Below are 15,296 nucleotides of genomic sequence, written 5' to 3'. Positions count from 1 at the left end.
ATCAAGATTAATATTACCTCATATATTCATAAATACAAATTAGAAGTTAATAAAATTTAATTTACCAAAAAACAATAAAAAATATAATTTTAACAGAATTCTATCTTATAATTTAAGGTAGAAAGTTGTAGGTTAAATTAAATTTCATATAAAAAAGCTTTCATATAAAAAGCTAACAATGCAAAGTAAAAACAAACTAATCAGATTATTAATAATTATTATCACATTATTTTTCAATGTTGAGAATATTTTCACAAACGAAAAATCTAAAAACAATATAACTGGTCAAAACAGTACACCTGATCCAAAAATAGAAAGCTTAAAGGCAAAAACTAAAATAAAATTTGGTTTTATTCTACCTTACCCTACTGCAATAGAATTCAGCATTAATAACTTTGATATTGGGGTAGGAGTAACAATATTGAGTGTCTCGGAATTTTTTCCAAAATCACCAATAGCATTGCTATTTAAAATATATTGTGACTATATATTTTTAAATTTAAAATTTAAAGATTCAAATTTTATCTTTTTCTTGGGATCTGGCCTATTTTTTGAAATAGGCAAAATTACAAGCTCAAATTTAACAAATGTTTCTTCTGGGATTACCTATAAAATCGGGGTGGGTTTGCCCCTGGGAATAATATATGAAGCTTATTATGACATTATTGAAATTATAATAAAAACAACACCATCAATTTTCATTGGCCAAATGCCTAATGGAAATTTAATATTTCCAATAAAAGGTAACTTTTCGATTGGAATAAAAGGCTCTCTTAAGATATAGTTTTCACTTTTTAGATAAAAAAAATTATTGAACTAAAATTCCTTTAAAGACTAGAATGTTATACTTAGGAGATAATAAAGCAATGAGAACAAAAATAATTATTATGACAATTATTATTTTATTAGCCCCAATCTCAGGATTTTCTAATTCAAAAGGATCTGCAAGGGGTAAATTTGGAGCAGGAATTATACTTCCATTACCAATTGCTCTACAGATTAATATAGGAAACTTTGATCTTGACATTGGTCTTTACAGCGGAGTAAATAATTTATTTTCAGACTGGAAAACATTATTTATAGCATTAGACTATATTTTCTACATATACACATTCCCAGGAGCTGCTAATATTTTGGATTTTTCAGTTGGCGCAGGGGGATATGGAACAATATGGTTTTCAAGATTTGGAGGCAGTAAGTCAGGCTCAGGACCAATGAGCATTGGAGCAAGATTGCCTTTGGCCTTAAATATTGCAGTATTTAGGAAGAAATTCGACATATTTTTACGAATAGCACCCGGACTTGGAATGAATGTTTGGAGCAATGGCGTTGGATTTAGATGGGAAGTATTCGCAGGATTGGGACTAAGATTCTGGTTTACTTAATAATAAAATTCTTTTTAAAAAAGAACAATTATTGAAAAATCAAACCGAGCTCCCAAAAACTTAAAAATAAAATTTTAAGAGCAAGGTCTTGTTTTTATTGTTTTAAAATTCAAAAATAAAATATAATAATAAGACAAAATTTGGGAGACAACGGTGAAAAAAATTTTTATATTATTTATCATGATTGCAAACATATCTACAAATGGTTTTGCAAAAGATTCATATTTAAATAGAGGAATTGGCTTTGGAGCAAGTATTGGAAATCCAATTATTAACTTAATAATGTCATTTCCTTTCATTGATTTTGAAATTGGCTATGGTGGTAGTAATGGAATAAATCTATCAGGCCCTAAACTTGAATCAAAATTTTATGATTTTAATTTATTAGCAATAGCAGCACTTGATTTCATTTTTACAATATCTTTGATAAAAAATTTAAATTTAGGAATTGGAATTGGAGGAAATATAAGCATATCGTCTCACACATCTAAATTAATAAATATAGAATTAGGATTTGGAATGAGAATTCCATTGGTTATTTTTTACGACATTACAGAAAATTTAGAAATAGGTATGAAAATAGCACCCTCAGTAGAATTCATCTCAAATACAAGGTCTCTTGCTCAACACAGAACCTATTCGGGCATAAAATCAAACTTTGCTGGGGGAATATTTGCTAAGTACTATATCTTTTAATGCCAATTCATTCTAATTTATTAAATTTATTGCCAAGCGCTATGAAAAAATTCACCTCGTTTTGAGTCTAATCTTTCAAAAGAATGGGCACCGAAAAAATCTCTTTGTGCTTGAATTAGATTAGAAGGCAGATAATTAGTGGAATAAGAATCTAAAAACGAAAGGCTGGCATAAAATGCTGGCAAAGGAATCCCAATTTCACTAGCCTTTGAAATTATTCTTCTTAAAGATTTGTGATTATTTTTTAGTAAATCTAAAAAATAATCATCAAAAAGCAAATTAATAAGATGAGGATTTTTATCATAAGCTAATTTAATTTTATCTAAAAAACTGCTACGAATAATACAGCCTTCTCTCCAAACCAAAGAAATTTTACCTAAATTCAAATCCCAACCATAATTCACAGACGCAGTCTTAAGCATCATAAAACCTTGAGCATAAGCTACTATTTTTGAAACTAAAAGAGCATAATAAAGATCTAAAATCCAGTCACTAAGCTCAAACTCAAAAGAAGAAGTATCCATCTTAAGCAAATCGCTAGCAATAATCCTTTCGTGTTTTAACCCCGACATAAATCTTGAAAAAACAGATTCAACAATTAAATTCACAGGCATACCAGATTCAAGAGCATCAATAGATGTCCAAACACCAGTACCTTTTTGATTTGCAATATCCAAAATCTTATCAACTAAATATTCATTATTTTCTTTATATTTAAGAATCTTAGAAGTTATTTCTAGTAAATATCCTGAAAGATCGCCTTCATTCCATTTTTCAAAAACTTCAGAAATTTTCAAATTATCCAAATTGAAAGCTTTTTTCATGAAAAAATAAACCTCGCTGATAAGCTGCATATCAGCGTATTCCACCCCATTATGTATCATTTTAACATAGTGCCCAGAACCGTTCTCCCCAATATAAGTCGAACAAATATCATTATTTTTGGTTTTAGCTGCAATTTTATTTAACATGGGCTCAAGAATCTCATAGGCTGATTTACTTCCTCCATACATTAAAGCAGGACCAAATCTTGCTCCTCTCTCCCCTCCAGAAATTCCAAGTCCTACAAAATAAATATCCTTAGCAAACAATTCTTTTTCCAATCTCATTGTGCTCTTATAATGAGAATTCCCACCATCAATAATTATGTCTGATTTATTCATGAAGGGTAAAATTTGCTCAATAACCTTTTCTATAGCAGAGCTTGTCACCATTAAGATGATTTTTTTTGGAGTTTTCAAGCTTTTAACAAAAGATTCAATATCTTTAAAACCATTTATCTTTTTATGAGAATTTTGCTTAACAAAAATTTCAGTTTTTTCATTATCTCTATTGTAAACAGAAACATTAAAACCGTTATCAGCAATATTTAGAGCTAAATTACTACCCATAACACCAAGTCCATAAATTCCTACATCCATTGCATTCTCCTTGATTCTAATTTTCTATTTTAAACAAATTGCTTTATTTATTATTTTTAGATTATGTTATATTATAAAAAAAGTAAAGATTAAATTGAAAAGGAAAAGTTGCATGAAAAAACAATTTGATACAGAAGTAAATGATTTGCTTTATTTAATCATCCACTCTCTTTACTCACATAAAGAAATATTTTTAAGAGAATTGATATCAAATGCGTCTGACGCCATTGATAAACTCAAGTTTCTAAGCTTGACAAACGAAAAATTCAAAAACATTGCTCTAGAACCAAAAATAGAAATATCATTTGATGATAAAAGCATCCTAATTAAAGATAATGGAATCGGAATGGATGAACAAGATTTAACTAATCATCTTGGCGTAATTGCAAAATCAGGAACTAAAGAATTTATTAACAATTTAAAACAAGATGAAAAAAAATCTGCAAGCCTAATTGGCCAGTTTGGAGTTGGATTTTACAGTGCATTCATAGTATCAGAAAAAGTAGAAGTTACATCAAAAAAAGCATTAGAAAGCGACGCATATACTTGGTCTAGCGACGGCAAAACAGGGTATGAAATAGAAAAAGCAAAAAAAGAAGAGTCAGGTACAGAAATAAAGTTATATCTTAATAAAGAAGGTCTTGAATATGCTAATAAATGGAAAATTCAAGAAATTATCAAAAAATATTCAAATCACATAAATTATCCCATTTATATTAAATACAACGAACCTATAATGAAGGACGGGAAACAAGAGGGAATAGAAGAAAAAGAAGAAAAATTAAACGAAACTACTGCTCTTTGGACAAAAAATAAAAGCGAAATTAAAGCAGAAGAATACAATGAATTTTATAAAAATACAACCTTTGATTATGAAAATCCATTAATGCATATTCATACAAAAGCCGAAGGAAATTTGGAATATACCAATTTATTTTACGTCCCAAGCAAAGCTCCCTATGATTTATATTACCCAAACACTAAGCCTGGGGTAAAGCTATTTATAAATAGAATCTTTATTACAGATTCTGAAGGCAGCTTGCTTCCAAACTATCTAAGATTTATAAAAGGAATTATAGACTGCCAAGATTTACCACTCAATGTAAGTAGAGAAATTTTACAGCAAAATAAAATTTTGTCTAAAATAAAATCATCTTCTGTAAAAAAAATACTAAGCGAGCTTGAAAAGCTAAGTAAAAAAAATCCTGAAAAATTTTCAGAGTTTTCTAAAGAATTTGGGAGATGCATTAAAGAAGGTGTTTATTCTGACTTTGAAAACAAAGAAAAGCTTATATCATTAATAAGATTTAAATCCTCAAGTGTAGATGGGTTTGTGTCTTTTAAAGAGTATAAAGAAAGAATGAATGAGAGTCAAAAAAGCATTTACTACATAACAGGCGGTAAAGAAAATATATTAAAAGAAAACCCAATAGTAGCTGCTTATAAAGAAAAAGGATTTGAAATTCTAATCATGGACGATGAACTTGATGAAGCTATTTTAAATCTAATTCCAGAATACGAAGGATTAAAACTAAAGGCAATAAATAAAAACGAAACCAGTAATGAATTAAAAGATGAAAATTTCAAAAAAATTGAAGAAGAATTCAAAGATACCCTTACAAAAGTAAAAGAAATCCTCAAGGATCATATAAAAGAAGTCAATCTATCAGCAACATTGATAAAAGAGCCTTCAGCAATAATAATTGATAGCAATGATCCAACTTACCAAATGCAAAAAATCATGCTGTCAATGGGACAAGAAGTAAAAGAAATCAAACCAATACTTGAATTAAACCCTAATAACAAAATAATCCAAAATTTAAAAAATCTAGAGCCTGAAAAATTAGAAAAAATAAGCATTCTTCTTTTTGAAGAAGCTATGTTAACTTCAGGAATGCCTAGCAAAAATCCAGGAAAATTCATAAATATAATAAACGAATTTATAGAAAAAGACTTCTTATAATTAAAAGTAAAAAGAGAGAGTTTTAAGCTCCCTCTTTTTACTTTTTAACTCGCAACACCAAATCTTTGCCCGCTATAACAGGCTTTGTTTGAGATATTTTATGCCTAATTTCTTCTGTCAAAACAGTCGAGGATGATAAAATATATTCAGAATCATTTTCAAGCCTTCCAAAAGAATATTCTATACTTGAAACTTCATCAGAATTTGCAATAACAACCGGAGTAATAACGGATTCTGAATGCTCTTTTAAATATTCAAGATCAAGCCTAATAATAACTTCACCTTGTTTAACATTAATGCCCTCTTCAGCAACTCTTTTAAAACCCTTACCATTTAAATTAAGAGTATTAATTCCAAAATGGACAAAAATTTCAACGCCCTCTTTAGTTTCAAGGCTAAAGGCATGATTGGTTTTAAAAATTTTACCTATTTTCCCATCACAAGGCGCCAACAACTCATTGCTTGTTGGAAGAATTGCAATTCCATCGCCAACTATTTTTTCAGCAAAAGCTTCATCGGGAACCTTATCAATTGACATAACTTTTCCACTAATTGGAGCAATCAAATCCAATGTAGCGGTTTTTTTAAAAAAATCTAAAAACCCCATAACTAATCTCCTATAAATTTATCAAAATAACTTAAAGTTTCTTGCTCGGAATCACTATTTAAAACCTTGTTTGCCAATTCTTCTAATTCCATTATTGTATGCTTTTTAAGCAAATATTTAATTCTAAGCGTAGCACTAGGAATCATGCTTAAAGACCTAAACCCAAGGCCTACAAGAAGCAACGCTCCAGCATCATCTCCTCCAAGCTCACCACAAACAGACACATCAATTCCAGAACTAACCCCATCATCAAGAACCTTTTTGATTAATTTCAACACAGCAGGATTATACTTGTCATATAAATTTGATATCTTTTGATTACCACGATCAACGGCTAAAACATATTGGGTTAAATCGTTAGTCCCTATGCTAAAAAATTTCAATTTATTGGCAAGTTTAGAGGAAATTAAAGCCGCAGAAGGAACTTCTATCATGCAACCCACTTCCAAATTTTCATCAAAAGGCAAGCCTCTAGACTTTAAGTTGATTTTTGCATTATTAACAAAATATTCTATCGTTTCGATCTCTTCATATATGGTAAGCATAGGAACCATTACTCTTATCTTCCCATAATGACTGGCCCTAAAAATAGCATTGAACTGCGCCTGGATTAATTCCTCATATTCCTTATACATCCTAAGTGCCCGAAAGCCCAAAAAGGGATTTTCCTCTTTCTTAAAATTAAGATAAGGAATTTCTTTATCACCACCAACATCAAGAGTACGAATCGTAACAACCCCTTTCTTTTCCATTGTCTCTATAACTCTCTTATAAGTTTCAAACTGCTCATCTTCTGTTGGAGGTTGTAAAGATCTCATATATAAGAACTCTGTTCTAAAAAGACCTATTCCCTCAACACCATATTTATTAACATAGGTAATATCAATAGGTGTTCCAATATTTGCCTTTAAAAACACCTTTGTGCCATCTTTTGTTTCAGCATCTTTGTCTTTTAAAGAAAAAAGCTCTTTTTCCAACTCCACTTGCCGCAAAATCTTACCTTCATAAAGATTAATCTCATCAGAAGAAGGATTTTTAATAACAATAGAGGACATTGCATCAATTACTATTTTATCACCATCCTTTAACACATCAATATCTGACAAAGTCATAACAAGCGCTGGAAGCCCCATTGTTCTTGCTAAAATAGCAGCATGAGAAGTTTCCCCTCCAACAGCAGTTAAAAAACCTTTAACATAATTTAAGTCAAATTGCATGGTATCAGATGGGGTTAATTCCTCGGTAACAAGAATAATATCTTTATTAATCTCAGAAAAATCGGATACTTGGCCTAAAATGATAGAAATTAATCTATTTCTAATGTCCTTATAATCAGACGCTCTTTCTTTTAAATAAGGATCTTTATAATCTTCTACACTTTTAACCAAATTTTCAAACGCTAAATAAATAGAATAAGCAGCGCTATAATTTTCCTTTACAATAAGCTCAATAACAAGCTCAGAAAGCTCATCGTCTTCAACGATCAACACCTGACCTTCAAAAATGCCTTTTTTATCATCCCCAAATTGAAGCATAGCTTTTCTCTCAAGATCCCTAAGCGCTTCAATTGCTTTTGACTTCGCTTTATTGAATTTTGATATCTCGCTATCAACCTGAGAAAAGTCTATTTTTTCTCTACTTATAATTTTATCAAAATTTTTTCTAATACAAAGAACTTCCCCAATGCCTATCCCTTTGGATATTCTTTTGCCCGATAAAGTCATAACTTAAATCCTTCTAAAATTCATTCCTTAAAAGATTCGATAAGCTCTGCAAGCTCTGAAGCAGCGATCTCTTCATCCTCACCTTCAGCACATATCAAAAGCTTTTTACCTGATGATAATTCCAAAGTTTGAAGCCTGAACAAACTTTTTCCGCTAACAGACTTTCCATCAGATTCTATTGTTATCTCGCTAGAATACTCTTTAGCTTTTTTTACAAAAGCTGATGCAGGCCTAACATGCAAACCGTTTACAGCCTTAATAATTGCTTCTTTTTTTACCATAAGTACAGAAACCCCTCATTATGAATATTGTTTTTTTGATTAACTTTTTACATTATAATACATAAAAATAAATTATATATTCCCTTTATATAAGAAATATAGCATACTAAAGATAGTAATTAAACTTATTCTAACAATTAAAAATTAAAACTCATTAATATGTCTAAATAAAAATTCTTTATTAGCTTTAAATTTCTCTCTCCTATGTTGAAATTTTTAGAATCTCTTATATGTTTATCCAACATTTTAAGAGAATTTTCTATCTCAGAAAATGAAAGCGGCAAAGATTTGTTTAAAAGTAAAATCTGGAAATCCTTTATGACTATCACCTTGTCATCATAAAATATCTTTAACAAAAAATCATTTATAATGTCTCTTTTTATGTTTAAAAGAATACATATAAAAATAATGTCTGCTTCTTCTAAAATGTCAAAAGATAAAGTATTGAAAAATATTTTATGATAAAAGCTTCTGTTCCATAAATTCATCATTGGAAATTTAAATTTAGTAATAAGAACAGTATTTCGATTTGCAATATACTCAGCTCTATTTAAATTATAAGCACTAAAAACATAAGTTTTTTTGGTTAAAACATTTTTAAACTCAATTTGAGCATCAAGGCTTATCAACAAAGGATAAATATCAAAAACGGTGTTTTTATAATAAAACCCATTTGCAAGGTTAATACTATTTAAATATATTTTATCATTAAATTTTGAAATAAATTCATAAAACAAACTTGGAATATTTTTCTTACCAATCCGAAGTATCTCGTTATAAGTAACACAAGGCCCCATCTCAAGAAAATTACCCCTTAAAGATACCTTATTAAATTTTTCAAAATTACCAACAATAAAAAAATTATCAATAAGCGTTTCTCTATTAAACAAATCAGGATTTTTTTTAAAATCTAGCTCATTATAAATGATATAATTATTTAAATTTTTGTTAAATAAATTAGATAATATATTAAAACTTTCAGGGTAATAAACCTTAACATTAGCCATTTTTTCTATACAATTCTTCAGCTTTCAAATAAAGAGATAAAAAAGTATTAACATCCATACAATTACATTTTAATGACTTTCTATAGCCTAAAATATCTGATTTGCTTACAATCTCGTTTTCCAAAAAGTAATAAAACAGCAAAACATTAGATTCAAAACAATTGCTACAAAAATTAAAATCGTCTTCTAATAAAATTTTTTGCATGTGCTTATAAAAACTTTTTTTCTTGAGTCCTTCAAGGGTAACTACATTCCGACCATTTAAAATAAAAGCGGGAATTAAATCAGAATAAACAAGTTTGAAATCCAATAAAATTAAAAAAAATCTGTTATTAACAATGTACTCCAAACTATTGCTCTTAGCAAAAAAAATAGAATCCAAAAGATTTCTGGTCCCTAAAGAAAGACTAATCTTTTTTGAAATACTCTCTCCATTTAAGTTGAAATTAATTAATGTCAATTTTTATACTCCAACTATTTAAAATTTCTTCAAAATCAAGAGGCGTTCTGCTTGCATTAAAATCAAATACCTGAATCAAAGCAGTTCGAATTGCAGAAACAGAAACAATAAAAACACTTCTAAAAGAAAAAATAAACTCGCCATCTTCAATAAATTCCAAGCTTAAACAATCTTTAATATCGCAACTTACATTAGCACGACAAAATACATAATCAACCGCTAATCCAAATATTGTGCGAATTCTCTTGTTATTTAACTTAAGCTTGATAAATTTGCCTTGCTCTACAAAAAAGCTTACATTGCTAAAAACAGCGCTAAGAGAATAAAATTCAAATTTAAGTTCAACAGAACACCCAAGCACACAATCATCAACATCGCTAATAGCTATTTTTTCCTTAAAAACTACAGGATATTCATTTATAAAATCTGAATCTATCAAAGAAGAAAAATTGTCCTTAATGATTAAAATTGCTTTTTCAATTAAATAAGGATCTTTAAAAAGAAGATTATAAAAATTAGCAAAATCTAATAAGCTCTCGCCTATCAAAAAATTTACACTGCTATAGGGCAAGCACAGTGTTTTAGCCAAACTATTTTTCAAATAATTGCTTAAATTGTTGTCAATAATGCTGTAGGGCAAAAATACATTTAATCCATCCTTGTATAAGAAAGCAACAACACATTGCTCTTCGCTCAAGAAATAAGCGTTTGAATTCAAATAAGCAAAGCCAACTCCCCTTCGACTAGTATCAAAAATATCATAATCCTTATTAACACTTAAAACGGCAGATTTCTTTATTAAAGAATTTTTTAAATCTAGTTTTTTAAAAATTTTTAAAAAACTAGCATAATCACCTTTAATCTGTGTAAGTAAATAACCTATTGGCTCACAAGACATCGACAAAGCAAGATTATAAAAATTGGAATAAATAAAATTATAAACAGAGGTCTCAAATGCCAAAAGATTGTCATAAAAAAAGATAAAATCACTTTTATTCTCAACAAAAAAAATTTCTAAAAACCCATCAAAAAACAAATTTTTGAAAATATTATTAATAAATTTAAAATAAAACTTATATAAAAAATTTAAAGGTCTATTTATTATAATTTCTAAAATAATTTTTGAAAGCTTATTATCTGCCACCAAACAATTAGAAACTGAAAAAGTTAAATTTAAATTATCTAAAATTCCAAAATGTCTTTTGTAGTAAACAATATTAACCCTTTTATTAATCTTTTTTGAAATTACAATGCCTTGTAAAATTGCATTAAAAGAAATAGGGAAAATAGAGCTAGACCAGTAATTATCAAGAGAATTGATTTTTATTTTGTCTTTACTTACACCAAAATTTTCACTAATAAAAAATTTTAAAAAAGAAATATTGTCTACATTAGCATCAATAATTAAATTTTCAGAATCAAAAAATATTTTAACTAAAATAAAATCATCTGAAAAACTATTGTAATCACTAAATTCATAACAAGCATTCAAAACATTGCAAGTTCCAGACTCTTTCTTTGTAAATCCAGAAGAATAACTACTGCTAGCATCACCAACTCTTAGATTAAAAAGAACACTTTTTTCTGCTTTTAGTAAATAATCCAAATTGTCTGAATACAAAACCAAAGGAATTTGACCTTCAAAGCTTATTTTATTATCAAAAAGCTTCAAGTTAAATTCATTAGAATCAACAAAATCTCTAAACTTTAAAGTTATATTATCTTTATAACTGATGCTAAAAATTGAATTTACATGTTCATCTACAAAACTAAAATCTTCAATAAAAGAATCTTTAACATTGCAGCAAACTGGCAAAGCCCAAAATTCATGCGCATCCACATTTATCAAACTCAAAAACTCCACCAAACAAAAAAATTAAATTAGTAAAAACCTAACATTGCATAAATAAAAAGGATTAAAAAATAAAACCTCAAAAACATCCAACCTTACCCAATATATGCAACAATCTTAAAATAACTTAATAAAAAATTCACTTAAAACTAATTTGAAATCAGCACTATTTGTCAATAAAAATAGCCCTCGGCTATTTTTATCTCTTTTGATAAATAGACAAATTATGTTAACATTATAAATTATAGATGTTTTCTAAATAAAAACAAGGACCTTATGAATAAAACAAAAAATCTAAGCTTTGCGTATTTTATAATACTTTCATGTATATCATTATTTGGGGCTAATAATAATACAATAAGCTACTCTAGCATTGAAATTCCTCTAGAAGACTTAAGTGAAGAATTTAAAAGTTCTGGGAATAAAAGCGATCAAATAAATACCTCAAAACATTTAAACAAAAACATAGTTTCTTATGAAGACCCCAAAAAGGGTAAAGATCTAAAATTGCCAGAAAATATAAGAGACAAAAAACCACCAAAAAAAAGAATGGACGAAAATGATCTAAAATCTGTAATTGAAAATTATGAAAATAAAATTAAAAATATAGAAAAGCTTTTAAAAACCAAAAATCAAAAAACATCAGAAAATGAAAATAAAAAAATAGAATCAATCGAAAAAAAAGCAAAAAAATATGAAATTTTAACCAATAAATTAAAAAACGAAATAGTAGAAATAAAAAAGCTCCTTAACAAAAAAATCAAGCCCAAAGAAGATGAAAATTACGAAAAAATAAATATTGAAAACATTGAAGAAGAAACTGATGATGATTTTGAAGACAATTATGAATATAATGATGAAATTGAAGAAGCAAATGAGGACAATTACCCTTCTGATGAAGGAATAATAAACAATCTAAAAGAAAATCTTAATGAAAACGAAAAATATTATGCTATTAATGAAAAAAAAATCGATGAACTTGAAGACAGAATCAATGAGAATGAAAACACTATTTTAGACTTGCAAAGAGAATTAAGAAATTTTAAGAAAAAAGATAGCACAGATAAAAACTTAGAAGAAATTGAGAAAAATTTATCTTCAATGGGAAGAATAATTAATGATCTAAAAAGAAAAATAAGCGCAAATGAAGCAATAAACAAAGAAAATCAAAAAAAAATAAGAACCGATAAACACAAACTCAAAGAATTAGAAGATAAAATAAAGGAAAATGAAGAAACTATTTTAAGACTTCAAAAAGAATTAAACAATTTTAAAAAAAAAGAAATTTATCAAAAACCCTTAAATGAAGAAACCTTCACTCCAAGCATTACAAGTAAAAATGACGACTTAGAAGAAAATAATAAATTAGAAAAGGAATATTTAAAGCCCATAGAAAAAAAAGAAAGCCGAGATCTAGAAGAAAATACTAAAAGCACTCCCAAAACAACTATGATAAAAACAGCAGATTTTCAAATCTACCCCGACATATATCTTAATAATTATAAATTTAAAGAAAAGGGGGACCAATTTGCATTTAAAAAAGAAAACACATACTATATTGAAATAGACCCCACTAACAATTTAAATGAGGCTTTAAAAAATCATGAAATAATCTCAAAATATAAATTTGAAAAATATTTCATTAACCCTATTCTAAAAAATAAAGAAGAATTTTTTAGAAACTTAATAGAAGTCAAAAATATCCACGAACTGGGAATTATGTATAAAAATCTAAAGCCTGAATTTAAGCAAATAAAAATAATTAAATAAAAATAAACACTTTTAGTCCAACTAATCTAAGTAACTTTTTATGTCTTCAAAAGGCATAATTTTTATATTTAAACTCAAAGCTTTTTTAAGTTTTGATCCAGCTTTTTCTCCTACAATAAGAAAATCTAAACTCCTAGTCACACAAGTATTAAAAATTGCTCCTTTATTTTTTAGCTTATCAATAACAATAGACCTGGAATAACCATTAAAAGTTCCAGTAATGCAAAACTTTTTACCGGCCAATAACTTATTCTCACCATCAATCGCAACAACCTCTTCCATTTTAAATTCCAAATTTTCAAAAAATTTAAACTTATTAAGTATTACTGAATCATTAAAAGCTTCAATAATATTTAAGGCAATTTTTTTTCCTATGCCTTTAATTTTCAACAATGTTGAAAATGCAAAATATCTGTCTTGACAAAGCTTAAAAAGCTTTGAAAATGAATTTAAATTATTAAGAAACAACAACCTTATTGTGTTTTCCCCTAAATCTTTAATTCCCATGCTAAGAAGTAATTTACTAAATGGCTTTTTTTTGCTAGCTTCAATTGAATTTATCAAATTATTTATCTTTCTATCTTTAAACCCTTTAAATTCAAGAAGCTTGTAAAAATCAAAAGTATAAAGATCAATTTCTGAAAAAATAAATTTTTTCTCAAAAAGAAAAGAAATTATCTTGTCGGAAAACCCTTCAATATCCATACAATTTTTACTACAAAAATATTTTATTCTCTCAACTGCCACTGAAGGACAATTATTATTTGGACAAAAAAAATGTGCCCCCTCTTTTACTACAGCCGTTTTACAAGCTGGGCAATTATCAGGAACTTTGAAAAATCCTGTTGAAAATTTATTTATCACCATTTCAACAGCAGGAATTACATCTCCTCTTCTTGAAACTTTAACAACATCACCAACATTCAAACCAATAGACCTTATATAATCTTGATTGTGTAACGTTGCGCTGGTAATAAAAGCTCCTGAAACAAAAACTTTATCAATATTAGCAACCGGAGTAATTTTACCACTACGTCCAACCTGAACAACAATGCTATTTACCCTGCTAAAACCCGAAAGCGCTTCAAATTTGTAAGCCATTGCCCATTTGGGATGATGCGCAGTATACCCCAATCTTTCTCTTAAAGCAAAATCACTAACCTTAAGAACAACACCATCTATTTCATATTCAAAAGAATCCCTTTTTTTTGTTATATCTGCTATGTAATTTAAAACTTCTCCAATTGAATTTTTTTGATCAAAAAACCTAATCAAGGGATTGACTTTAAAACCCAATTTCTTAAGTCTTGCAGTAGCTAAATCATTGGTTTTAAATTTCAATCCAGCATTCAAAAAATCATAAATGAAAATATTTAAAGGAAAATTAGCGACTTCTCTACTATCAATCCTTCTAAGTATTCCCGAAGCCAAATTTCTAGAATTCGTATAAGGCTTTTCCAAAAATTTATTTATTTTCAAAAAATTTTCTTTAGTAATATAAACCTCACCCCTTAATACTAAATCAACCTTTTCATCAAGAAATAAAGGTATATATCTAATGGTTCTAACGTTTATAGTAACGTCATTACCAAATTTTCCATTACCCCTAGTAAGAGCTTTTTCAAGAATGCCATCTTTATAATAAAGAACGATAGAACATCCATCAATCTTTGGCTCAACAGAAATATTAAAAGAATTATTAAAATCAATCTTATCTATCCATGATTTTAGCAAATCAAGATCATAAACCTTATCAAGACTTAATATAGGTGCAGAATGTTCAACCTCTTTAAAGTCATTTAAAAGATCGCTGCCAAATTTAAGAGTAGGGGAATCTAAGGTCTTATATTCGGGATACTTATTTTCTAGCTCTTGAAGCCTTAAAATATGCTTATCATATACAAAATCTTCAACACTAGGCAAAGAATCGACATAATATTCTTTATCCCACTTTCTAATCAACTTCTTCAAGTCTGCGATTTCTTGCTGTACTTTGCTGCTCATAGGGTAAAATTTAACATATTCCTTATCATTTTATCAAACAATTCTAACAAGCAAAAACCGACTTTACTATACAAACTGTAAAATACCACCAAAAATACATGCTATTTTATTTATGTTCAAATTAAA

13 protein-coding genes are annotated in these 15,296 nt (G+C 28.0%); 5 read left to right on the top strand and 8 right to left on the bottom strand.

Annotated features, from left to right (window positions below):
• The first annotated feature begins 178 nt into the window (after positions 1-178).
• From QIA19_RS03360 to QIA19_RS03350, 3 genes are all read left to right on the top strand, one after another.
• Positions 179-784 (top strand): DUF3996 domain-containing protein, encoded by a 606-nt coding sequence (locus QIA19_RS03360; RefSeq protein ID WP_008882533.1) that lies wholly within the window; start codon positions 179-181, stop codon positions 782-784.
• 82 nt (positions 785-866) lie between these two features.
• The gene (locus tag QIA19_RS03355; protein WP_008882541.1) at positions 867-1,385 is read left to right on the top strand and encodes a DUF3996 domain-containing protein; all 519 of its coding nucleotides are present in this window, start codon (positions 867-869) and stop codon (positions 1,383-1,385) included.
• A 153-nt stretch (positions 1,386-1,538) separates the two neighbouring features.
• Entirely contained in the window at positions 1,539-2,081 is a 543-nt protein-coding gene (locus QIA19_RS03350) for a DUF3996 domain-containing protein (RefSeq protein ID WP_301365802.1), read from the top strand.
• Positions 2,082-2,107: 26 nt separating this feature from the next.
• Here QIA19_RS03350 and gnd read toward each other — a convergent pair whose 3' ends face one another.
• Positions 2,108-3,502: a decarboxylating NADP(+)-dependent phosphogluconate dehydrogenase gene (gene gnd / locus QIA19_RS03345; RefSeq protein ID WP_002557149.1), complete on the bottom strand. Its 1,395-nt coding sequence runs from the start codon at positions 3,500-3,502 to the stop codon at positions 2,108-2,110.
• Between the two features lie 112 nt (positions 3,503-3,614).
• Here gnd and htpG point away from each other — a divergent pair, with 112 nt between their 5' ends.
• Positions 3,615-5,465: a molecular chaperone HtpG gene (gene htpG, locus QIA19_RS03340; RefSeq protein ID WP_301365799.1), complete on the top strand. Its 1,851-nt coding sequence runs from the start codon at positions 3,615-3,617 to the stop codon at positions 5,463-5,465.
• A gap of 37 nt (positions 5,466-5,502) precedes the next feature.
• On the opposite strand, the gene crr is transcribed toward htpG, so the two are convergent.
• From crr to QIA19_RS03310, 6 genes are all read right to left on the bottom strand, one after another.
• A complete protein-coding gene (gene crr, locus QIA19_RS03335; protein WP_301365798.1) occupies positions 5,503-6,072 on the bottom strand; it encodes a PTS glucose transporter subunit IIA in 570 nt (189 codons plus the stop codon).
• A gap of 2 nt (positions 6,073-6,074) precedes the next feature.
• Entirely contained in the window at positions 6,075-7,796 is a 1,722-nt protein-coding gene (gene ptsP, locus QIA19_RS03330) for a phosphoenolpyruvate--protein phosphotransferase (protein ID WP_301365797.1), read from the bottom strand.
• A gap of 20 nt (positions 7,797-7,816) precedes the next feature.
• The gene (locus QIA19_RS03325) at positions 7,817-8,077 is read right to left on the bottom strand and encodes an HPr family phosphocarrier protein (RefSeq protein ID WP_301365796.1); all 261 of its coding nucleotides are present in this window, start codon (positions 8,075-8,077) and stop codon (positions 7,817-7,819) included.
• A gap of 137 nt (positions 8,078-8,214) precedes the next feature.
• The gene (locus QIA19_RS03320) at positions 8,215-9,084 is read right to left on the bottom strand and encodes a xanthine dehydrogenase family protein subunit M (RefSeq protein ID WP_301365795.1); all 870 of its coding nucleotides are present in this window, start codon (positions 9,082-9,084) and stop codon (positions 8,215-8,217) included.
• Positions 9,077-9,544 carry a hypothetical protein gene (locus QIA19_RS03315; protein WP_008882580.1) on the bottom strand — a complete coding sequence of 156 codons (468 nt, stop codon included), beginning with the start codon at positions 9,542-9,544 and terminating at the stop codon, positions 9,077-9,079. Before QIA19_RS03315 ends, QIA19_RS03320 begins: the two co-directional genes overlap by 8 nt.
• Positions 9,531-11,393: a hypothetical protein gene (locus QIA19_RS03310; protein ID WP_301366236.1), complete on the bottom strand. Its 1,863-nt coding sequence runs from the start codon at positions 11,391-11,393 to the stop codon at positions 9,531-9,533. The genes QIA19_RS03315 and QIA19_RS03310 overlap by 14 nt, the downstream gene beginning before the upstream one ends.
• 279 nt (positions 11,394-11,672) lie before the next feature.
• Between QIA19_RS03310 and QIA19_RS03305 the strand changes: the two genes are divergently transcribed.
• Positions 11,673-13,166 (top strand): coiled-coil domain-containing protein, encoded by a 1,494-nt coding sequence (locus QIA19_RS03305; protein ID WP_301365794.1) that lies wholly within the window; start codon positions 11,673-11,675, stop codon positions 13,164-13,166.
• 21 nt (positions 13,167-13,187) lie between these two features.
• Here the strand turns inward: QIA19_RS03305 and ligA are convergent, their stop codons facing one another.
• Entirely contained in the window at positions 13,188-15,170 is a 1,983-nt protein-coding gene (gene ligA, locus QIA19_RS03300) for an NAD-dependent DNA ligase LigA (protein ID WP_301365793.1), read from the bottom strand.
• Between the last annotated feature and the right edge of the window lie 126 nt (positions 15,171-15,296).

The sequence above is a fragment of the [Borrelia] finlandensis genome, assembly GCF_030438365.2.
In the GTDB taxonomy this organism is placed as follows: Bacteria; Spirochaetota; Spirochaetia; order Borreliales; family Borreliaceae; genus Borreliella; species Borreliella finlandensis.
The sequence above is the reverse complement of the archived record's forward strand: the minus strand, read 5'-3'. Positions and strand labels throughout refer to the sequence as shown.